This window comes from Ruegeria sp. HKCCA4633 (assembly GCF_013034605.1).
GTDB lineage: Bacteria > Pseudomonadota > Alphaproteobacteria > Rhodobacterales > Rhodobacteraceae > Ruegeria.
The window spans coordinates 279,295-300,536 of sequence record NZ_WQGJ01000004.1 but is presented as its reverse complement, the minus strand read 5'-3'; the positions used below and the strand labels follow the sequence as shown (position 1 = coordinate 300,536).

Annotated in this window: 24 protein-coding genes; 12 read left to right on the top strand and 12 right to left on the bottom strand. The window is 55.1% G+C overall.

What is annotated here, in order from left to right; genetic code table 11:
• Positions 1–61: 61 nt before the first annotated feature.
• A complete protein-coding gene (locus GOV85_RS12790) occupies positions 62–463 on the bottom strand; it encodes a DM13 domain-containing protein (protein WP_171178718.1) in 402 nt (133 codons plus the stop codon).
• Positions 464–661: 198 nt separating this feature from the next.
• Between GOV85_RS12790 and hslU the strand changes: the two genes are divergently transcribed.
• From hslU to GOV85_RS12775, 3 genes are all read left to right on the top strand, one after another.
• Entirely contained in the window at positions 662–1,969 is a 1,308-nt protein-coding gene (hslU, locus tag GOV85_RS12785) for an ATP-dependent protease ATPase subunit HslU (protein WP_171178716.1), read from the top strand.
• A 98-nt stretch (positions 1,970–2,067) separates the two neighbouring features.
• Entirely contained in the window at positions 2,068–3,168 is a 1,101-nt protein-coding gene (locus GOV85_RS12780) for an alpha/beta fold hydrolase (protein ID WP_171178714.1), read from the top strand.
• A complete protein-coding gene (locus GOV85_RS12775) occupies positions 3,165–4,385 on the top strand; it encodes an MFS transporter (protein ID WP_171178712.1) in 1,221 nt (406 codons plus the stop codon). Before GOV85_RS12780 ends, GOV85_RS12775 begins: the two co-directional genes overlap by 4 nt.
• Here the strand turns inward: GOV85_RS12775 and GOV85_RS12770 are convergent.
• From GOV85_RS12770 to GOV85_RS12760, 3 genes are read right to left on the bottom strand one after another with little or no spacing between them, the layout of a single operon-like run.
• Positions 4,382–4,969, bottom strand: a complete 588-nt coding sequence (locus GOV85_RS12770; protein WP_171178710.1) for a Smr/MutS family protein — start codon at positions 4,967–4,969, stop codon at positions 4,382–4,384. The two genes, GOV85_RS12775 and GOV85_RS12770, sit on opposite strands and share 4 nt — an antisense overlap.
• A complete protein-coding gene (locus GOV85_RS12765) occupies positions 4,969–6,006 on the bottom strand; it encodes a murein transglycosylase A (RefSeq protein ID WP_171178708.1) in 1,038 nt (345 codons plus the stop codon). Before GOV85_RS12765 ends, GOV85_RS12770 begins: the two co-directional genes overlap by 1 nt.
• Entirely contained in the window at positions 6,003–6,662 is a 660-nt protein-coding gene (locus GOV85_RS12760) for a Tim44/TimA family putative adaptor protein (protein ID WP_171178706.1), read from the bottom strand. Before GOV85_RS12760 ends, GOV85_RS12765 begins: the two co-directional genes overlap by 4 nt.
• Positions 6,663–6,770: 108 nt before the next feature.
• Here GOV85_RS12760 and GOV85_RS12755 point away from each other — a divergent pair, with 108 nt between their 5' ends.
• Together GOV85_RS12755 and secB are read left to right on the top strand one after the other, a co-directional pair.
• Positions 6,771–7,271 (top strand): FxsA family protein, encoded by a 501-nt coding sequence (locus GOV85_RS12755; RefSeq protein WP_171178704.1) that lies wholly within the window; start codon positions 6,771–6,773, stop codon positions 7,269–7,271.
• Positions 7,272–7,325: 54 nt separating this feature from the next.
• Complete coding sequence (gene secB, locus GOV85_RS12750; RefSeq protein ID WP_171092779.1) at positions 7,326–7,826, top strand: protein-export chaperone SecB; 501 nt, start codon at positions 7,326–7,328, stop codon at positions 7,824–7,826.
• A gap of 24 nt (positions 7,827–7,850) precedes the next feature.
• Here the strand turns inward: secB and dnaQ are convergent, their stop codons facing one another.
• From dnaQ to GOV85_RS12730, 4 genes are read right to left on the bottom strand one after another with little or no spacing between them, the layout of a single operon-like run.
• A complete protein-coding gene (gene dnaQ / locus GOV85_RS12745; protein WP_171178702.1) occupies positions 7,851–8,573 on the bottom strand; it encodes a DNA polymerase III subunit epsilon in 723 nt (240 codons plus the stop codon).
• Entirely contained in the window at positions 8,566–9,159 is a 594-nt protein-coding gene (gene coaE, locus GOV85_RS12740; protein ID WP_171178700.1) for a dephospho-CoA kinase, read from the bottom strand. The genes dnaQ and coaE overlap by 8 nt, the downstream gene beginning before the upstream one ends.
• On the bottom strand, positions 9,156–9,989 hold the full coding sequence (locus tag GOV85_RS12735) for a shikimate dehydrogenase (RefSeq protein ID WP_171178698.1): 834 nt from the start codon (positions 9,987–9,989) through the stop codon (positions 9,156–9,158). Before GOV85_RS12735 ends, coaE begins: the two co-directional genes overlap by 4 nt.
• Positions 9,986–10,585, bottom strand: a complete 600-nt coding sequence (locus GOV85_RS12730) for a nucleoside triphosphate pyrophosphatase (RefSeq protein ID WP_171178696.1) — start codon at positions 10,583–10,585, stop codon at positions 9,986–9,988. The genes GOV85_RS12735 and GOV85_RS12730 overlap by 4 nt, the downstream gene beginning before the upstream one ends.
• Before the next feature lie 405 nt (positions 10,586–10,990).
• On the opposite strand from GOV85_RS12730, the gene GOV85_RS12725 reads away from it, so the two are divergent.
• From GOV85_RS12725 to GOV85_RS12695, 7 genes are all read left to right on the top strand, one after another.
• Entirely contained in the window at positions 10,991–11,440 is a 450-nt protein-coding gene (locus GOV85_RS12725) for a CopD family protein (RefSeq protein WP_171178694.1), read from the top strand.
• Positions 11,441–11,562: 122 nt separating this feature from the next.
• A complete protein-coding gene (gene rho, locus GOV85_RS12720; protein WP_171178692.1) occupies positions 11,563–12,834 on the top strand; it encodes a transcription termination factor Rho in 1,272 nt (423 codons plus the stop codon).
• 31 nt (positions 12,835–12,865) lie between these two features.
• Positions 12,866–14,152, top strand: coding sequence for a tRNA uridine-5-carboxymethylaminomethyl(34) synthesis GTPase MnmE (gene mnmE, locus GOV85_RS12715; RefSeq protein ID WP_171178690.1), 1,287 nt, complete (start codon positions 12,866–12,868; stop codon positions 14,150–14,152).
• A gap of 12 nt (positions 14,153–14,164) precedes the next feature.
• On the top strand, positions 14,165–16,033 hold the full coding sequence (gene mnmG, locus GOV85_RS12710; RefSeq protein ID WP_171178688.1) for a tRNA uridine-5-carboxymethylaminomethyl(34) synthesis enzyme MnmG: 1,869 nt from the start codon (positions 14,165–14,167) through the stop codon (positions 16,031–16,033).
• Positions 16,030–16,650 carry a 16S rRNA (guanine(527)-N(7))-methyltransferase RsmG gene (gene rsmG, locus GOV85_RS12705; RefSeq protein ID WP_171178686.1) on the top strand — a complete coding sequence of 207 codons (621 nt, stop codon included), beginning with the start codon at positions 16,030–16,032 and terminating at the stop codon, positions 16,648–16,650. Before mnmG ends, rsmG begins: the two co-directional genes overlap by 4 nt.
• Positions 16,643–17,446 (top strand): AAA family ATPase, encoded by an 804-nt coding sequence (locus GOV85_RS12700; protein WP_171178684.1) that lies wholly within the window; start codon positions 16,643–16,645, stop codon positions 17,444–17,446. Before rsmG ends, GOV85_RS12700 begins: the two co-directional genes overlap by 8 nt.
• Positions 17,447–17,466: 20 nt before the next feature.
• A complete protein-coding gene (locus GOV85_RS12695; RefSeq protein ID WP_171178682.1) occupies positions 17,467–18,363 on the top strand; it encodes a ParB/RepB/Spo0J family partition protein in 897 nt (298 codons plus the stop codon).
• On the opposite strand, the gene GOV85_RS12690 is transcribed toward GOV85_RS12695, so the two are convergent.
• The 4 genes from GOV85_RS12690 to rph are packed head-to-tail and all read right to left on the bottom strand — an operon-like array spanning position 18,353 to position 21,177.
• Positions 18,353–18,706, bottom strand: coding sequence for a YbaN family protein (locus GOV85_RS12690; RefSeq protein ID WP_171178680.1), 354 nt, complete (start codon positions 18,704–18,706; stop codon positions 18,353–18,355). The two genes, GOV85_RS12695 and GOV85_RS12690, sit on opposite strands and share 11 nt — an antisense overlap.
• Positions 18,707–18,708: 2 nt before the next feature.
• Positions 18,709–19,863, bottom strand: coding sequence for a radical SAM family heme chaperone HemW (gene hemW / locus GOV85_RS12685; protein ID WP_171178678.1), 1,155 nt, complete (start codon positions 19,861–19,863; stop codon positions 18,709–18,711).
• Positions 19,853–20,467 (bottom strand): RdgB/HAM1 family non-canonical purine NTP pyrophosphatase, encoded by a 615-nt coding sequence (rdgB, locus tag GOV85_RS12680; protein ID WP_171178676.1) that lies wholly within the window; start codon positions 20,465–20,467, stop codon positions 19,853–19,855. Before rdgB ends, hemW begins: the two co-directional genes overlap by 11 nt.
• On the bottom strand, positions 20,464–21,177 hold the full coding sequence (gene rph, locus GOV85_RS12675; RefSeq protein ID WP_170655392.1) for a ribonuclease PH: 714 nt from the start codon (positions 21,175–21,177) through the stop codon (positions 20,464–20,466). Before rph ends, rdgB begins: the two co-directional genes overlap by 4 nt.
• Positions 21,178–21,242: the final 65 nt, after the last annotated feature.

Genomic DNA, 21,242 nt, shown 5'->3' with positions numbered 1-21,242 from the left:
AGCTGCTCTGTTACCTAACGATGTGTCAGAGGCCGGATGGGTCGGCCTCTGAGCGATGTAGCTACTTCAGTGACGCGACGCCCAGCGGCACACCAGCGACCTCGCACCAGATGTACACTTCGTTGTAGCCAGACACATCCATTGTGGGCGGCACGGCATAGGATTGCTTGCCGGTCAGGTGCAGTAGCGCACCCAGTTTGCTGTCCGGGGCATAAGTTCCGTCTTTACCAAAAGCGACGCGAGGATCAGGGCCGTTGTCCAGCGAGAAGTCGTCACCCAGTTCGACGATGTACCGATCACCGTCTTTGACCAGCTTCACGGAACCGGTTGTGATGTGGTTCGATCGGCCTTCGAACGAGCCTTTCTTTTTGGCACCGCCAGCCACAGCAGCGGTGGTGCCGGCCAGTGTCAGGGCCGCGCCCGTGGCAGCAGCTTTCACAAAAAGCGAACGACGAGTCATCATGATTTGGTATCTCCACTGATGTATCCAGGCTGAATTGCCCGTCGCAATAACTATGCAGCACGCGAAACGCCTCTGGCGATTCACATCGTCACGAATTTCCGTGTGGCACCTGTGAGTTGGCGTGAGTTTTCCGTGATCAGCTTGTGTTTTCGTGTCTTATGATTAGGTTCCGTCTCGAAACAACCGGATTGAATACACATGACCGACCTGACCCCGCGCGAGATCGTCTCGGAACTGGACCGCTTCATTATCGGCCAGAAGGATGCCAAACGAGCGGTGGCCGTTGCCCTGCGCAACCGGTGGCGGCGTAAGCAGCTGGCTGATGATATCCGGGACGAGGTCTATCCCAAGAATATCCTGATGATTGGCCCCACCGGCGTTGGCAAGACCGAGATCAGCCGTCGTCTGGCCAAACTGGCCCGTGCGCCCTTTATCAAGGTCGAGGCCACAAAGTTCACCGAGGTAGGATACGTTGGTCGCGACGTAGAACAGATCGTACGCGATCTGGCAGATGCAGCCATTATCCAAACCCGCGAATACATGCGTGAAGACGTCAAAGCGCGCGCGCATCAGGCCGCCGAAGATCGCGTGATTGCCGCGATTGCGGGCGAAGACGCTCGCGAAGGCACGCGCGAGATGTTCCGCAAGAAACTGAAAGCCGGGGAGCTGGACGACACAGTGATCGAGCTGGAATTATCAGATACCTCGAACCCGATGCCTATGTTTGACATTCCAGGGCAGCCGGGCGGTCAGATGGGCATGATGAATCTGGGTGACATTTTCGGCAAGGCGTTTGGCGGGCGCACTGTCAAAAAACGCATGACCGTCGCCGAAAGCTATGATGCTTTGATCGGGGAAGAGGCCGACAAGCTACTGGATGACGAAACCGTCAATCGGATCGCTCTGGAATCGGTCGAACAGAATGGCATCGTGTTTCTGGATGAAATCGACAAGGTCTGCGCCCGCTCGGACGCACGCGGCGGCGATGTCAGCCGCGAGGGCGTACAACGTGACCTGCTGCCTCTGATCGAAGGTACCACCGTCAGCACCAAGCACGGTCCGGTGAAAACCGACCATATCCTGTTCATTGCGTCTGGTGCATTCCACATCGCCAAACCTTCGGATCTGCTGCCGGAATTGCAAGGACGTCTGCCGATCCGTGTGGAACTGCGCGCCCTAACGGAAGAAGACTTTGTGCGCATCCTGACCGAAACCGACAACGCGCTGACCCGGCAATACACCGCCCTGATGGGGACCGAAGAAGTCACGGTCAGCTTTACCGATGACGGAATTGCAGCACTGGCTAAGATTGCTGCGGATGTAAACCAAAGCGTTGAAAACATTGGCGCACGGCGGCTTTATACGGTGATGGAGCGGGTTTTTGAGGACCTGTCTTTCGCGGCACCGGACAAGGCTGGCACAGAAATTACTGTGGATAACCAGTTTGTCAGCGACAATCTAGGTGAATTGACCAAATCAACCGACCTCAGCCGTTACGTTTTGTAACGGTACAGGCCGGTTTTTGCCGCTGTTTTCGGTCGGCCCCGCTGGACGTTGGTCGAGAATCCGCTAGCGTATGCACGATTCACCCCGAGGGCTGGCCCGTGCTGCGCTATTTCATCATTTTACTCGTATCCCTTTCGCTGAGCGCCTGCGTTGACCGGACGGTGTCCGAGATTGTGCCTAATGCGGTAAATATCGGCACACCTGAAACCATCTTCGCCAGCACGACCCGTGCACGTGAAGCCGACGGCTCTTATGGGTTTCGTCGTGGCGAGGCGCTCAAGTTTCTGGAAACCACGGTTTCGATTCCGCCAACGCATACCCCGGGCACGCTCAAATTCTCATATGCAAACCCCAATCCGCAGAAGGAATTTGTTTTGGCGGATGTGACAGAGTTGGACGGGCCAAAGGGGCTGCGCAAACACCTGCGTGGGCAGGACGACGTCACGATTTTTGTGCACGGCTACAACTCGACCCAGACTGAAACGATCTTTCGTGCCGCCCAGCTGACGCATGACATTGGTCTACCGGGATCGACGCTGGTTTATTCGTGGCCTAGCCGCGCCACCGGCTATGGGTACGCCTATGACCTGGACAGCATGTTGTTTGCGCGCGACGGTTTGGAACAGACCATCCGCGAGTTGAAATCCATGGGTGTGAAGCGCGTTATTCTGGTTGCGCATTCCATGGGTGGGGCCTTGTCGATGGAAATGATGCGGCAAGCTGAACTGCAGGAACCCGGATGGGCCAATCGAAACATCGAGGGCGTCGTGCTGATCTCACCCGATCTGGATCTTGATCTGTTCCGTTCGCAAATGAAACGGATCGACAATCCACCCGATCCATTCCTTGTGATGGTTTCCCAGAAAGACAAAATCCTGAACATCTCGGCCCGACTGCGCGGCACGGATGAGGGTGAAAGGCTTGGAAACATCAGCTCGGTTGAGACGCTCGAGGAATTCCCGATCAGCGTGATTGATACAACAGCGTTTAACAGCGATGCGACATCATCACACTTCGTTGCGGCGACGTCTCCGGCATTGCTGTCGATCCTCAACTCATTGAGGCGCGTCAACAATACCTTTGGACGCGAGGACCGCCCAGCAATCGATATTCTGGTGCCGCCCAGCGAGCGTAACCCTGATGGCGCAACGGAAATTGTGCTAACTGAAACAGGACAGGCACAGGTGAATACTCCGTGACGCAGTTTAGCCTGCGCCGCTTTCTCATCGACAACGCGGCGTGGCTGGGCGCGGGTGTATTGCTGACCTTCCTGTCCAGCTTTGGTCAGACCTTCTTTATCTCGGTTTTTGCAGGCGAAATCCGCGCCGCTTTCGGGCTTAGCCACGGCGCGTGGGGTGGGTTGTATTCTTTGGGTACGCTCGTGTCAGCGGTAGTAATGATATGGGCAGGCGGCCTGACAGATGTTTTTCGTGTCCGCGTGTTGGGGCCTGTTGTGCTGCTTGGGTTGGCATTGGCAGCGTTGGCCATGGCAATGAACAGCTGGGTTGTGTTGTTGCCGGCGGCAATCTTCCTTCTGCGCCTGTTTGGACAAGGTATGAGCACCCATCTCGCGATGGTCGCGATGGCGCGATGGTTTATCGCGACACGAGGCAAAGCGCTTTCTATTGCGTCCATCGGCTATGCACTCGGCGAAGCCTTACTGCCACTGATCTTTGTCACCGCCATGGTATTTCTGGACTGGCGATTGCTGTGGGGGGTCGCTGCCGTCATCACTCTGCTGGGCATCCCTGTTTTGACGCGCCTGCTTCGGGAAGAACGCACACCGCAGAGCCTGGCCAGTGCGTACTCAGCCACCGGGATGCACGGCCGTCACTGGACACGGCGCGATGCGCTAAGCCACCCATTGTTCTGGTTCATGACGCCAGCTGTTCTGGGTCCATCGGCTTTTATTACGGCATTCTTCTTTCACCAAGTGCATTTGGCCGAGGTGAAAGGATGGGCCCATATCCAACTGGTCGCCCTGTTCCCGGTCTATACCGGGGTGTCGCTGCTTTCGATGTTTTCCGCCGGATGGGCCTTGGATAAATGGGGCACGGCGCGGATGATGCCCTACTACCAGCTGCCTCTAGCTCTTGGTTTTGTCGTTCTGGGCCTGTCGACCTCGGTCATGGGTGCTACGATCGGGCTGATCCTGTTGGCCCTGACCGTCGGGGCCAACAGCACCTTGCCCAGCGCCTTCTGGGCCGAGTTCTATGGCACCCGACACATCGGCGCGATCAAGGCGATGGCAACGGCCGTTATGGTCCTTGGATCAGCCATCGGACCGGGCTGGACCGGAGTGCTGATCGATTGGGGCGTTTCGCTGGACACTCAATTCCTTTGGATTGGCATCTTTTTCCTTTTGGTCTGCGCACTGGTCCACATAGGTGTCACCAGCGCGGTACGTACCCTTTAGCGAATACGCCGCAAGTAAACGTAATACGCCCCATCTCCGCCGTGGCTGATATGAGCAGGCGTGACCTGCATCACCGCTTGCGCCAATGGCGGGATGGACAGCCAATGGGGTACCTGGTTCCGCAGAACGCCGCGCGGTGTTGGGATCGGGCCAGGTTCGTCCCGGTCTTTGCCTTTCCCGGTCACGACCAGAACAAGCCGCTTTCCCTGTGCCTGCGCGGTCAAGACAAAACGGATCAGAGCGGGATGCGCGGTGTCGACCCGCATACCGTGCAAATCAAGCTTGCCTTCGGGTTTCAGTTTACCTCGTTTCATCCGACCGAAAGCCTTGTTGTCCATCTGAACCGGCACTTTGCGCAGCGCATCTGTGACCGACGGCTTCAAATCGTTCGGCTTGGGCTTTGCCTGGTGGGCCTGACCAAGTTCAAACGCTTCAAACCGGGGTTTCGGCGTATTCTTGGGCTTGGGTTTCGGCAAAGAGGTCGGATGAACCGTCTGCGGTATTTCCGGATGCATCCGCTCGGCCTGTTTGGCGACCTTGCGCCACAGCTCGATCTCTTCTGTCGTCAGTTTGCGCCGGGTCATCAGAACTCATCCGGCAATAGAGCATAGGCCCGCTGTATTGGTAACAGTACGACCATCCGACCCGGATCTTTTAACCTGCCGGCGGCTTGCCCGGCCTCGTCACCCGTTCCGAAAAAGATATCTGCCCGCTGGGCGCCCTTGATCGCGGCACCTGTATCCTGCGCGATCATCAGGCGACGCATTGGGTTTTTGCCGTCTTTCTCAACCCAGACCGGAGCCCCCAACGGGGTATAGGTCGGATCTGCAGCTATGCTGCGCATCGTGGTAATTGACCGGTTCATCGCGCCCAGCGGCCCAAGTTCGGGCGCAACGCGCGAAACTTCGCGGAAGAACACATAGGATGGGTTGTGGAACAGCAGCTCGGCACCAGATTCTGGGTTCTTGCGCACCCATGCTCGGATCATCTGGGCGCTAACTTCATGCGCGCCCAAGACCCCGCGCCGCACCAACTCAACTCCTATAGATCTGTAGGGATGACCATTCGCACCGCCATAGCCAACGCGCAAAGCACCGCCATCGGGCAGCCGGACACGTCCAGACCCCTGAATCTGCAAGAAAAACAACTCAACTGGATCGTCCACCCAGGCAATCTCAAGACCGCGCCCTTGCATCACATCACCAGTCAGGATTTCCCGACGGCTGAGCCATGGCCCATCTCGCGCTTCGGGCGGCATCTTGTAAATAGGATATTTGAAGCGATCAGTTCGGCGGCGCGCACCATCGAGTTCGGGTTCAAAATACCCCGTGAACAGGGCTTCTTCGCCATCCTCGACCAGAACTGGGCGGAAGAAGAGCTCAAAAAATGCCTTTGCTGCATCCGTGTCATACGTCTCTGCTACAGCGCATAACGCGCGCCAGTCCGGGTCCTTCAGATCGCCGCAGGTGTTCAGAAAAACGGAAAGGGCTGCGCCGTGGTCATCATCGGCCCAGCCCTGCAGATCGTCAAACGACAGAATGGATCGCGTTGCCTCGGCTCCGGCAGCGCTGGCAGCGGTCATTACACCCACCAGAAAAAGCGACCGGAGCGTTGCAATCATGCGTCCGTGGCAACAAGCAGCCAGTTCGGATCGTCCTTGCCCATCACACGAGCAAAGGTCCAGCTGTCCTTTTGGCGTTTCACGGTGTTGGGGTTGCCTTCGACAATATCACCGCCGCGATCCCGCACAACCGAAGTCAGTTCACCTACAAATTTCATGGTGATCTCGGCTTCATTGGTATCCTTATCGAATTTAACATCCGACAGGGCGGTCTCTCGGACGCCGATGAATTCGGCTTCGATGGTCAGGCCCTGATCTTCGCGTGCAGCAACACCCGCAACGAAAGACTCAAATACCTCTTCCGACAGGAATGGCTGGATTTCGTCGAGGTTTCCTTTTTCGAACCCCATAACGATCATTTCATAAGCGCCACGCGCGCCGTGAACAAATTCACTGACCGAAAAGCCGGGCTCAACCCGTTTCATGGCGGCCAGGGTTTGCGCCTGTTCGCTGTCTTCAGCGACATGGTCAGTGATGTCATGATCCGGGCCGCCTTCGATCACCTCGAAATCGCGACGCGATTTGTGCGCTTCAGGCTGTTGCTGCAAAGGTGGTTTTTCAAAACCTTCACGCGTACCCAACACGCTTTTAAGGCGCAGGATCAGGAAAACGGCAATTCCGGCCAGGACCAGTAGCTGGATCATGGGTTCGTTCATTTCATCCTCTTTTCAGAACCGCGACTTTGTATACGCGGCCTCATGCTACTATGTAGGTGAGCGTGGGTGGCAAGTCCACAGCCCGGCCTTAGGGAAAGGATAACGCAAATGTATCTGTTCTTGGCATTTTTGTTGGTGCCCATCATCGAGATTGCGCTGTTTATTCAGGTTGGTGGTCTGATCGGCCTTTGGCCAACCCTTTCCATTGTTGTGCTGACCGCGGTTTTGGGCACGGTTTTGGTGCGGACACAAGGTCGCATGGCACTGGGAAATCTGCAGCGTTCCTTTGCTGAACTGGACGACCCGACCGAGCCTTTGGCCCACGGTGCGATGATCCTTTTGTCAGGCGCATTGCTGCTGACACCGGGTTTTTTCACCGATGCCATAGGATTTGCCTTGCTGGTACCGGGCGTTCGTGTCGCTGTGTTCCGCTATCTGAAGTCGAAAGTCACCGTGGCACATTTTCAGATGGGAACGGGCACTGGATTTCAGTCACAACAAAACCCTTTCGAGCAAGGGGACATCATTGACGGTGAATTCAGTGAAGTTCGCCCGAAAAAAGAGCCTTCAAAGCCATCGAAATGGGTGGAAGGCCCCCACCAGCATTGAGGTGCCGCGCCCAACTTGCTAAGCAGTGGCGAAATTCAATTTTGGAGTAGATCCATGGCCGAAGAAAACGCTGCAGAAAACACTGCGGCCCAAGCCGCCCCGCAGGTTCAGATGCGGGTTCTGGGGCAGTTCATCCGTGATATGTCCTTTGAAAACGTGATGGCGCAAAAGGGTGTGTCAGGCGACGTGCAGCCGGAAATCGCTGTTCAGGTGAACCTGGACGCGAAAAAGCGCAGCGCTGAACATCAGTTCGAAGTGTCCATCAAGCTGAACCTGACATCCAAGGCCAAAGGCATGGATGATGTGCTGTTCCTGTGTGAGCTGGACTATTGCGGTCTGTTCCACGTGGAAGGTGTGCCAGAAGATCAAATGCACCCGTTCCTGATGATCGAATGCCCCCGGATGCTGTTCCCGTTCCTGCGCCGCATTGTCAGCGACATCACCCGTGATGGCGGCTTCCCGCCGGTGAACCTGGACAATATCGATTTCGTCGCGCTGTATCGCAACGAATTAATGCGTCGTCAGGCCGCTCAGGCAGAAAAGACCGACGCCTAAGGCTTTGACCCGCGCCTGATCGGATCAGGCGCGGGTCCACAGGGCGCTTTCGCCCAGCTTTTCTACAAATGCCTCATGCGCTGCGCGCTCATCCTCGGTGATCCGGGATGGCAACGGTGTGCCGCGCGACATTGGCCGCCAGTCTTCACCGCCACCGGATGCGGATGATGCGGATGTTGACAGGCCAAAATCAGGCTGCCGCCCACCGATCAACTCAAGATAAACCTCGGCCAGAATTTCAGAGTCGAGCAAAGCGCCATGCAGAACACGGTTCGAATTGTCGATATTGAAACGTCGGCAAAGCGCATCCAAAGACGCCGGAGAGCCGGGAAACCGTTTGCGGGCGATTGCCAGCGTATCCAGTGCTTGTTCAATCGGGATCAACGGCGCGCCCATCCACTTCAGTTCAGCGTTCAGGAACTTCATGTCGAACGATGCGTTGTGGATCACCAACCGCGCATCCCCAACAAACTCACGAAACCCGTGACCCACCTTGGCAAACACCGGTTTGTCTTTCAGCGTCACCTCACCCTTTTCCGGTGGACGCGGGTTGTCCAACAGATCCGGGCCGATGCCATGCACGCCAAACGCCTCATCCGGCATACCGCGTTCCGGGTTGATATAGACGTGATACGTTTCACCCGTCGCGACGTGGTTCCACAGCTCTACGGCACCAATCTCAACAATCCGGTCGCCGCTTTCGGGATCGAACCCGGTGGTTTCGGTATCAAGTACGATCTCACGCATGATTCATCCCCGCCCGTATCTGCCTGACCACATCCTGCACTTGCTGACGGGCATGGTCCAGCGTGTCTGTTTCGATCACGAAGTCTGATCGCGCGCATTTCTCTGCATTCGGCATCTGCTTGGCGCGGATCTGTTCGAACTGCGCCTCGGACATGGTTCCCCGTTCCATAACACGGCGCTTTTGTTCATCCGCCGGGATCGAAACGCAGGCGACGGCGTCCATGGCTGCGTCTCCGCCTGTTTCGAAAAGAAGGGGTATGTCGAACACCAGAATGTCGCTTGTTGTGTTTTCGCGAAATACAGCGCGATCTTTCGCGACCAGAGGATGCACAATCGCTTCGATTGCTTTCAACGCATCAGAGTCCTTCGCAATGATCTGCTTTAACGCGTCCCGGCTTACAGCTCCGTCAACAATAGCGGCAGGGAAAACTGCACGCATCGGTTCAATTGCAGCACCTCCGGGCGCGTATAACCGATGCACAGCAGCGTCCGCATCCCACAGGGCGCAGCCTTCTTCGACAAACATCTGCGCCGTGGTGCTTTTCCCCATACCAATGGAACCAGTCAGACCCAGCGCAAAACTCATGCCAAAGCAGCCGCGCGCGTATCCGCGTCCACCTCAGGGCGCACACCGAACCACCGTTCAAATCCAGGAACCGCCTGGTGCAGCAACATGCCCAATCCGTCGACTGTGGTGCATCCTGCCTCTTCCGCAGTTTTCAGAAGGTTTGTTTTAAACGGAGCATAGACCAGATCCGTGACCACGGCACCGGGCTGCAACCCATCCAGTGGAACCCGCAATTCCGGCTGGCCCTGCATCCCCAATGAGGTCGTATTGACCACCAGTTCCGCGTTTTCGATGACGTTTCCGGCCTGAACCCAATCTACAACGCGGATTCGTTGACCAAATTCCTCTTTCAGATGATCCGCACGGGCGCGCGTCCGATTGGTCAACAGGATTTCCGGCACACCTGCATCAGACAACGCTTGCAGAACGGCGCGAGCTGCCCCTCCGGCCCCGAACACAACAGCCGGGCCGTCTTTGGCATTCCAGTCGGGGGCACCGCTGCGCAGGTTTTCCATGAACCCGTACCCATCAGTGTTATCTGCGTGGATCGAGCCATCTTCGCGGAACACCAGTGTATTCGCAGCACCAATCACCGTTGCGCGATCGGACACGTGATCCGCGATCTTCAACGCTGCTTCCTTGTGGGGAACAGTTACATTGGCCCCAACAAAACCGGCTTTGGGCAGCGTACGTAGCACGGTTTCCAGATCGGCTGGGGCAACATCCATTGGGATGTAGTGCCCGGCAAGACCATACGTCTTCAGCCAATGGCCATGCAGTTTCGGGGAACGCGAATGCCCAATGGGATGTCCGATCACCCCGGCCAGAGGAACCCGGTAGTCCGTCATTGATCGATCACCCCTTTGACAGCCAGAAAATTGAGAAGCTCCAACAATGGCATACCCAAAACATTAAAATAGTCGCCGTCAATGGTGGCGAACAACCGGACGCCTTCTTCTTCCAGCTTATATGCTCCGACGGCATGGCGGATACTGTCCCAGTTCCGTGAGACATAGTCTTTCAGATAGGCATCAGAGCTGGCCCGCATCCGCAATCGTACCTGTCCTACATGCCGCCAGATCGGCTCACCGTCCTGATAGATCACGGCCGCTGACAAAAGCATGTGCCGTTTGCCGCGCATCGCTTTTAGCTGAGCCACTGCTTGTTCCGGGTTTTCAGGTTTTGACAGCAGCTGACCGTCAAAATCCAGAACCTGATCACACCCCATCACCATAGCGCCAGGATTCTTGTCGCTGACTTTGCGGGCTTTCATTTCCGCAAGCGTGTCGGCAATATCTCGTGGTGATGCGCTTTCAGCCAGCAAGGCGCGCTTGGCGGTCTCTTCATCCACGCGCGCGGTTTGAACCGTGAATGGAACGCCTGCGTTCTCAAGCAAGTGTGCCCGTATGGCAGATCCCGAGGCGAGAAGAATGGGGACAGACATGTGGAAAACCCCGTGTGAAAGTCGATGAGAGCTCTGGGGTGCTTTGTATGGTTTTACGGTTGACACGCAACCCCAGGAAATTCGCGTGAAAGATCCTCGAGTCGCTCTAATCCAATCCAGCCAGGACAAGGATAACTTGGAATACCGGGATAATCTGATTGTCCCATGATACCCAAAGAGTTATCCCCAAACGCTACCTGGGTGTAACAGACTTAAGTATCTGTTTTTATTATTATAAATTAAGTTTCAACAGAATCACTAGAAAATCAAAAAGTTCTGTCCACCTGGGGAAAACACATGGGTAAAAAAGTAATCCACGGAAATTGTTATCCCTACAAAACCATCTTCCTTTCTCTTTCTTTATTTTTTTATTAGGGAGAGTTCCGAACAACGCTCGGAGCCAAGATGACTGATCTTCTTTTCACGCTGTACCCGTGGGTGAAGTCACTCCATATCATGGCCGTGATCTCATGGATGGCGGGTCTGTTCTATCTACCACGCTTGTTCGTCTATCACGTTGAAAAAGCTCAGGCTGTCGACGGGGCGCAAGAAATCTTCTTTGAAATGGAAGAAAAGCTGCTGCGTGTGATCATGCGCCCTGCGATGATCGTGGCTTGGGTGTGCGGCCTGATCATGGTGTTCACACCGGGTATTGTTGGATGGGATTGGTCCTGGCCTTGGATCAAAGGTGCAGCCGTGATCGGTATGACCTGGTTCCATCACTGGTTGATGGCGCGTCGCAAGGATTTCCTGGAAGGCCGAAATAAGCTCACTGGGCGGCAGTATCGTATGATGAACGAGGTTCCGACCGTTTTGATGGTTATCATCGTTCTGGCGGTCATTCTGAAGTTCTGACGGGCTGTTTGACTCCGAAAGCAGTCGCGCTTATGTAGGGGACAACTCGCCCGTCCGGGCGGCGTATCTTCCGTACTGAAATTTCACTTCGTGCCGCGCTGATCGCGGTGAAGGTATATATCATGACAACTGACGCCCTTAATCTGGCCGACCTGAAGGCCAAAAGCCCCAAAGACCTTCTGGCGATGGCCGAAGAACTGGAGATCGAAAACGCCTCGACCATGCGGAAAGGCGAGATGATGTTCCAGATTCTGCGCGAACGCGCGGATGAGGGCTGGACCGTTGGCGGTGATGGTGTGCTTGAGGTGCTGCAGGACGGTTTCGGTTTCCTGCGCTCGCCCGAGGCGAACTATCTGCCAGGTCCCGACGATATCTATGTCTCGCCCGATATGATCCGTCAACACTCGCTGCGCACCGGAGATACTGTTGAGGGTGAGATTAAGGCACCTGATGATAATGAGCGTTACTTTGCGCTGACCAAGGTCACCAAGATCAACTTTGAAGATCCTGAAAAGGCCAAGCACAAGATCCTGTTCGACAACCTGACGCCTCTGTACCCAGATGAGCGTCTGAAGATGGAGATCGAGGATCCGACCATCAAAGACAAGTCGGCCCGTGTGATCGACCTTGTGTCGCCGATCGGTAAAGGCCAGCGCTCGCTGATCGTGGCGCCTCCGCGGACCGGTAAGACGGTCATCCTGCAGAACATCGCGCATTCAATCGAACAGAACCATCCAGAGTGTTACCTGATCGTCCTTCTGATCGACGAACGCCCGGAAGAGGTGACCGACATGCAGCGCTCGGTGAAGGGTGAGGTTGTGTCCTCGACCTTTGACGAGCCCGCAACACGCCACGTGGCCGTGTCCGAGATGGTGATCGAAAAGGCCAAGCGTTTGGTCGAACATAAACGAGATGTTGTTATTCTTCTCGACTCGATCACAAGACTTGGTAGGGCCTTTAACACTGTGGTCCCATCCTCGGGTAAAGTTCTGACCGGTGGTGTGGACGCCAACGCTCTGCAACGGCCCAAGCGGTTCTTTGGTGCGGCACGGAACATTGAAGAGGGTGGATCGCTGACCATCATCGCCACCGCGCTGATCGACACTGGTAGCCGGATGGACGAGGTGATCTTTGAAGAATTCAAAGGCACCGGTAACTCGGAAATCGTTCTGGATCGTAAAATCGCTGATAAACGTGTGTTCCCGGCCATCGACATCCTCAAGTCCGGTACCCGGAAAGAGGACCTGCTGGTCGACAAGGGCGATCTGGCCAAGACCTTCGTTCTGCGCCGCATCCTCAACCCGATGGGCACGACCGATGCAATCGAGTTCCTGCTATCCAAGTTGAAGCAGACCAAGACGAACTCGGAATTCTTCGATTCAATGAACACCTGACGCCGAACCGGTACTGACGCGGGGGCTATTCATGGATACGATATTTGCCCTGGCCAGCGCGCAAGGCAAAGCTGGGGTGGCGGTCATCCGCCTCTCAGGGCCGGACTCGCACTCTGCGGCGGCGCGGCTGACAGGTGGCACGCTGCCTGAACGTGGCATGGTTCTGCGCACATTGCGGGATCAGGGTGGTGCGCGTCTTGACGATGGCTTGGTTCTTACGTTCCAGGCCCCGGCCAGTTTCACCGGAGAGGATGTGGCAGAGCTTCAGATTCATGGCAGTACAGCATCCGTCAACGCGGTATTGCAATGTTTGTCGGATACTGAAGGGCTGCGCATCGCGGAGCCGGGCGAGTTCACACGCCGAGCGCTTGAGAATGGCAAGATGGATCTGACGCAGGTCGAAGGCCTGGCCGATTTGATTGATGCCGAAACCGAGGCGCAACGCAAACAAGCGCAAACAATTCTGGCTGGTGAGCTGGGCATACTGGCAGAACGGTGGCGCCGGGATTTGATCCGCGCTGCGTCTTTGCTGGAAGCTGTCATCGACTTTGCCGATGAAGAGGTTCCAACGGATGTAACGCCTGAAGTTCGCGAATTGATCACTGGTGTCTTGTCAGACCTTCGCCGTGAGGCAGAAGGAGTAAAAATCGCTGAACGTATACGCACGGGGTTTGAAGTTGCAATTGTTGGGCTTCCGAACGCAGGAAAGTCCACTCTTCTGAACGCTTTGGCAGGTCGAGACGCCGCCATCACTTCGGAATACGCTGGAACCACGCGGGACGTGATCGAAGTTCGGATGGATCTGGCTGGTTTACCTGTGACTTTGCTGGATACGGCCGGGTTGCGTGAAACTGAGGATCATGTTGAAAACTTGGGTATCAAGTTGGCGCGCAGCAGAGCGGAGGCCGCCGACCTGCGTGTTTTCCTGTCAGATACACCCGAAGACCTGGGGGTTGGGATGCAGGCAGGTGATATTCATGTTTTGCCGAAAGCTGATCTTCGAAGTGAAAATAGTCTCGGCGTTTCTGGTAAAACAGGGCAGGGGATTGACGCGCTTGTAAACCAGATTTCGTATGTCCTTTGTGAAAGAACTACCACCCATGGTATTGCAACGCGGGAACGACATCGGGTTGCAATCAATGGGGCACTGACTTCTCTCCAATCGGCAATCCCGGTTCTGGAATCAGGTCCAGAGATGTATGATATCGCCGCGGAAGAATTACGAACCGCCATAAGGGCACTTGAATCGCTGGTGGGCAGAATAGATGTCGAAACACTGCTGGATGAAATCTTCTCTAGCTTCTGTTTGGGAAAGTAAGGAGTGTTTCACGTGAAACATTCGAAGTTTGATGTCATCGTTATTGGTGCTGGGCACGCCGGGACAGAGGCTGCTCATGCCTCTGCAAGGATGGGTGCCAATACTGCTTTGGTAACCCTGTCCGCATCGGACATTGGTGTAATGTCCTGTAATCCGGCAATTGGTGGCTTGGGGAAAGGCCATTTGGTTCGTGAGATTGATGCTCTTGACGGCGTTATGGGGCGTGTTGCGGATCAAGCCGGCATTCAGTTTCGTTTGTTGAATCGTCGTAAAGGACCTGCAGTACAGGGCCCCAGAACACAAGCGGATCGAGCGCTTTACCGGGCGGCGATGCAAAAAGAAACGCAAAACCAGAACAATCTGTCCGTTATCGTCGGTGAAGTTGTCGACTTTCTTATGAACGGGCCGCGTGTTTCCGGCGTTTTGCTTGCGGATGGATCAGAGATTTCCGGGCAGGCAGTCATACTGACATCTGGGACATTTCTGCGCGGAGTCATTCATATCGGTGACGTCTCACGACCTGGTGGGCGGATGGGAGATCGCCCTTCTATCAAGCTTGCCGAACGTTTGGATAGTTATGATTTGCCGCTGGGACGCTTGAAGACAGGTACGCCGCCTCGTTTGGATGGGCGGACAATTGACTGGTCCGATCTAGAGCGTCAAGACGGGGACGAAGAGCCAACACTATTCTCATTTCTGTCGACAGACGTGGTCGCACCGCAGATCTCCTGTGGAATAACGCATACCAACGCACAAACACATGAGATCATCGAGGCCAATCTTTCAAAGTCAGCGATGTACGGTGGCCATATTGATGGTATAGGCCCTCGGTATTGCCCGTCTATTGAGGATAAGATTGTAAGATTTGCAGACAAGGAATCCCATCAGATCTTCCTGGAACCCGAAGGAGTGAATGATCACACGATCTATCCTAACGGTATTTCAACCTCACTTCCTCAGGACGTCCAACTGCAGTATGTACGATCCATCAAAGGCCTTGAAAAAGCAGAGATTCTGCAACCAGGATATGCCATTGAGTATGACTACGTAGATCCTCGTGTTCTAACCGCGACACTGTCTCTGCCAGAAATTCCGGGGTTGTACTTGGCTGGTCAGATCAATGGAACCACAGGATACGAAGAGGCCGCCGCGCAGGGTATGGTTGCCGGGCTCAATGCAGCGCTTGAAGTGCAAGGCCGTGATCCTGTGCACTTCACAAGATCTGACAGCTATATCGGGGTCATGGTAGATGACCTTACAACACGCGGTGTGGCTGAACCTTATCGGATGTTTACATCACGTGCGGAATTCCGGCTTTCCTTACGTGCTGATAATGCAGACCAGCGCTTGACGCCGATTGGCATGGATATTGGATGCGTTGGGTCCGATCGTGAGGCGCACTTCAAAGACAAAATGGACCAGCTCGATGCGGTAAAGGCTAAGCTGGCAGAGCGTACATACACACCGAAACAGGTGCTGTCGGCCGGAATTAACGTCAACCAAGATGGCAATCGCCGCGACGGGATGGCGATCTTGGCATTTCCGGACGTATCTTTCGACAATCTGTTACCATTGATCCCGGATCTACAAGATGTGGATCAAAAAATCCGACTTCAGATTGAGCGTGACGCGCTTTATGCAAACTACATTGCGCGCCAGAAGCGAGATGTGGAGGCGATGAAGCGGGATGAATCTTATGTTATCCCTCGCGACTTCGACTATTCCTCTTTAGATGGCTTATCTTCCGAGATGAAGCATAAGCTATCGCAGGCGAAGCCTTCGAACATAGCCCAAGCAAGTCGAGTCGAGGGGGTAACACCTGCCGCGCTGACACTTGTACTTGCGAAGCTACGCCGCGAAGACAGGGCGCGACGGGCATGAGCGCTGGTTATTCGGCATTTGAGCGGCTAAATGTTTCACGTGAAACATTCAAGCGTTTGAAAACCTACGTTGATCTCGTAAATCGCTGGAATCCTAAAATCAATCTAGTGTCCCGAAGTAGTCTGGAACACATCTGGGATCGCCATATCCTCGACTCCGTGCAAGTTTATAGATGTGCTGGTCAATACAAAAGCTGGGTGGATATAGGCAGTGGAGGCGGATTTCCGGGAATGGTATGCGCCTTGATCGCGGCTGATCATTCACCAGACTCACGATTTACTTTCGTTGAAAGTGATCAAAGGAAGTCTGCCTTCTTACGCAATGTAGCGCGGGAATGTGAAATCAAATGCAAGGTGATTTCGAAGCGAATCGAAAGTGTTGATCCTTTGGATGCAGATGTCCTTTCGGCTCGTGCCCTGGCAGAGTTGCGGGTATTATTGTCCTTTTGCGACAGGCATTTAAGTAAAACGGGAACAGCTTTGTTGCCCAAAGGCGCAACCTGGAAAAAAGAACTGTCAGAGGCGCAAGAAGAATGGAATTTCGACGTCGAGCCGATTACAAGTTTAACTGAACCTCAGGCCGTTATCCTTAAAATCAAAGGAGTATCACGTGGTTGATCTGTCCCGACCTTCAGGACCTCGGATTATTGCGGTCGCCAATCAGAAGGGCGGAGTGGGGAAAACAACGACGGCAATCAATCTTGCAGCAGGGCTTGCGGAATCCGGTTGCCGGGTTTTGGTGGTTGATCTTGATCCTCAAGGGAATGCGTCCACCGGATTGGGTGTAGAGGATCGGGATTGGACAACCTATGACCTCATCCTTGACGACGCTCCGTTAGAGGCCGTTGTTCAAGAGACGGAAATAGAAAACCTTATGGTTGTTCCGGCAACCGTTGATCTGAGTTCTGCCGACATTGAATTGATATCCAATGAAAAGCGCAGTTATTTGTTGCACGATGCATTGAGGCAGACTGCGGTTGATGCTTTCAACCTTGATTTCATCCTTATCGATTGCCCGCCGTCTTTGAACCTGTTGACCGTCAATGCAATGGTGGCGGCGCATTCAGTCCTTGTGCCGCTGCAAAGTGAATTCTTTGCTTTAGAAGGTCTTTCTCAACTGATGCTGACGATCCGAGAGGTTCGGCAAACAGCAAATCCTGATCTGAGAATCGAAGGTGTTGTGTTGACCATGTATGACAACCGCAACAACTTGTCCCGTCAGGTTGAAAAGGATGCGCGTGACAATTTGGGTGAGATGGTCTTTAAGACAAAGATACCCAGAAATGTGCGAGTCAGCGAGGCTCCGTCATATGCGCTGCCAGTGTTGCAATATGATTCGGGTTCGCTTGGCGCGATGGCTTATCGGCATCTGGCCCGCGAGATCATGCACAAGAACAATAAAACCGCTGCGTAGGCGGAAATGAGGAGGGCGACATGAGCGCCAAAAAAACAAAATCCAGAGGGTTGGGGCGCGGGCTGTCCGCTCTTATGGCGGACGTAAATACCGAAACGGAAGGGCGGGCACAGTCCGAAGTGCGTCGGCCCGATCTTAAGGTTCCAATTGAGAAGCTAAAGGCCAATCCCAATCAGCCGCGCCGCACATTCCTGCCCGAACAGCTGGACGAATTGGCCGCCTCGGTCAAGGAAAAGGGTATTATCCAGCCTCTGATTGTCCGGTCGACCGGAGCTGATGAATACGAAATCGTTGCAGGGGAGCGTCGTTGGCGGGCAGCGCAAATGGCGCAGCTGCATGATATCCCTGTCATCGTGCGGGATTTTGACGACACCGAAGTTCTGGAAGTTGCGATAATCGAAAACATCCAGCGCGCGGACCTGAACGCGGTGGAAGAGGCCGCTGGGTACAAGCAACTGATGGATCGTTTCGGCCATACGCAGGAAAAGCTGGCTGAAGCTTTGGGTAAAAGCCGCAGCCACATTGCAAACCTTCTGCGTCTTTTGTCCTTGCCAATGGATGTTCAAGCCCTTGTTATTGAAGGAAAAATATCTGCAGGACATGCAAGAGCCCTGATTACGGCCGAAAACCCATCGGAATTGGCGAAGCAGATCGTCAAAGAGGGGCTTTCGGTGCGCGCAACCGAAGCTTTGGTCAAGAAGCAGCAACAAGGTGACGCCGAACGCGCTGCACCGCGGTCCAGAAATCTGGATGCGGGCAAGGATGCCGATACGCGCGCTTTGGAAAAAGATCTATCTGCAATTCTGGCGATGAAAGTCTCGATCAATCACAAGGCTGGAACAGAGACGGGTCAGGTTGTCCTAACATATGAGAACTTGGATCAGCTTGATGATCTGTGCGCTAAGCTCAGCCGTTAGGTCGCGTCCAGATAAAGATCAAAACACCCCCCAGAACGACAGCTTGAATGGCCAAAACGAAAACCGGGGCGGACATCCAAATTGAGATTCCAAAAACGGCGGCGACAGAAACAGTTGCCGCCCTTTTTGCACTAGGGCGGATTGCGCCTGAGCTTTGCCAATCTTGTATCAGCGGTCCGAACAGTTGATGGGTCAACAACCAAGTGTGCAAACGCGAAGAAGATCGGGCAAAGAAAAACGCAGCCAATAGCAGAAATGGGACGGTTGGCAAAAGGGGTAGGACAACCCCAACCATTGCCAGCGCAACACATAACAATCCCAGTCCGGCCCAAAGGTAATGCATGGCTAGCTCAAAAGCTCCCGAATGACGGCGTTCAGTACAGCGCGACCATCTGATGTTGCCCGAAGTCTGCCGTTTTCATGTTCAATCATTTTGATCCCGATCAGATGATCAACCGTGTCTTCCGAGAGTTTTCGGCCTGCTAAGCGCTCCCACCGATCAATATCTAGTCCTTCCGAAATTCGCATCCCCATCATAAGGTATTCGCTCGCCTGGTCTTCAAGGGACAGTGTTGTTCGTCCTTTCTCTCCACCCCCACGCTCTGCAGCGTCAAGCCAGCGCTGTGGATTCAGATAGGTCTCGGTTGCGTATTTTTCTTCGTTAAGCGTAAGCCTCCCATGGGCGCCGGGACCAATGCCAATATAATCACCGTATCGCCAGTAGATCAGATTGTGTTGCGACTCAGCCCCCGTGCGCGCGTGATTGGACACTTCATAAGCGGGCAAACCGTGCGCTTCGCAAATGTCCTGCGTGATCAGATACATGTCGGCGGCGCTGTCATCTTCGGGCAACCCACGCAGTTTTCCAACGGCATAGCGATCGCCAAAGGCAGTTCCGTCTTCAATCGTCAATTGGTACAGCGACAGGTGGTCCACGGCCATCGACAGGGCTTCGCTCAGTTCCGCGCGCCAGGCTTCAGGTGTTTGGTGCTGTCTGGCATAGATCAGGTCAAAACTGACACGATCAAAGCAGGTCCGTGCGATTTCAAAGGCGGCTTGGGCCTCGGCAACAGTATGAATGCGGCCCAGACGCCGTAGATCGTCGTCATTCAGCGCCTGAACGCCCATCGAAATTCGGTTTACGCCGGCATCTCGATAAGCTGCAAACCGACCTGCTTCAACCGAGCCGGGGTTGGCCTCGAGAGTGATTTCCATGTCATTGGATGGGTGCCAAAGCGCGCGCGCCTCATCAATCACGGAAGAAACGGTTTCCGGGTCCATCAGAGACGGGGTGCCGCCCCCAAAGAAAATCGTGTTCAGTACCCGACCCGGCGTTTCAGAGGCAGAGCGGCGCAGCTCGCTCAGATAAGCTGCAAGCCATCTTTCTTGGTCAATTTTCTTCGAGACATGGCTGTTGAAGTCGCAATAGGGGCATTTGGCCTCGCAAAAAGGCCAATGCACGTACAGGCCAAAGCCCCCGTTGCGCCAATCATCCGCCAAAGCAGCCTTTCACGAACTTCTCAACCGCGCGGCCGCGGTGGCTGATCTTGTTCTTTTCCCAGCGATCCATTTCGGCAAAGGTAATGTCGTGCCCGTCCGGAACAAACATCGGGTCATAGCCGAATCCGTCCTTGCCGCGGATCGGCCAGACCAGGTGGCCCGGGACGATGCCTTCGAACACCTCGTCATGTCCGTCGGGCCAGGCCAGGACCAGTGTACAACGGAATTGCGCAGTGCGCGGGAGAGGGGCTTTTTTAGCCTCCAACTCATTATGTGCGCGATTCATGGCCATTAGGAAATCACGACCATTTGCCGTTTCCGCCCAGTCGGCGGTGTAAACTCCCGGCGCGCCATCCAGCGCGTCGATGGTGATCCCGGAATCGTCCGACAGGGCAGGCAGGCCGGTGGCTTTGGCGGCGGCATGGGCCTTGATCCGGGCGTTACCGACAAATGTGTCCTCAGTCTCTTCCGGCTCGGGCAGGTTCATGTCCCCAGCACCCACAACAGTGACGCCAAAAGGCTCAAGGAGATGCGCCATCTCCTCGAGCTTGCCTTTGTTATGGGTGGCGACCAGCAGCCTGTCCCCGTCGAACTTGCGGGTCATGCTGTAGCGGCCTTTTGCGCAGCTGCCAGTTCGCCGACGCCCTTTTCGGCCAGATCCATCAGCTGATCCATCTGAGCGCGGCTGAAGACCGAGCCTTCGGCGCTCATCTGCACTTCGATTAGTTTGCCGGATCCGGTCATGATGAAGTTGCCGTCGACGCCGGCTTCGCTGTCTTCCGGGTAATCCAGATCCAGAACCGGTTGACCGGCGTAAATTCCGCAAGACACAGCTGCTACCGGGTCCACTAGGGGGTCAGAGATAACATCGCCCGCTTTCATCAGCTTGTTCACAGCCAGCCGCAGGGCCACCCAACCGCCGGTGATCGAGGCGCAGCGGGTGCCGCCGTCGGCTTGGATCACGTCGCAGTCCACGGTGATCTGACGCTCACCCAGCGCGACCCGATCCACACCAGCGCGTAGGGCGCGGCCGATCAGGCGCTGGATTTCCACGGTGCGACCGCCTTGCTTGCCGCTGGCGGCTTCGCGCCGCATCCGAGTGTTGGTGGCGCGAGGCAGCATACCGTACTCAGCCGTGACCCAGCCCAAGCCGGAGCCTTTGATAAAGGGCGGCACGCGATCTTCGATCGTTGCGGTGCACAGCACATGAGTGTCGCCCATTTTTATCAGGCAGGAACCTTCGGCATGTTTGGTGAACCCCGTTTCGATTGAAACGGCGCGCATTTCGCTTAAATCTCTTCCAGAGGGTCGCATCGGAATTCCTTTGTTTGCTGGGTTGGGGATAACGCCCCGCAGCATTACGATGCAACCCCGATTGA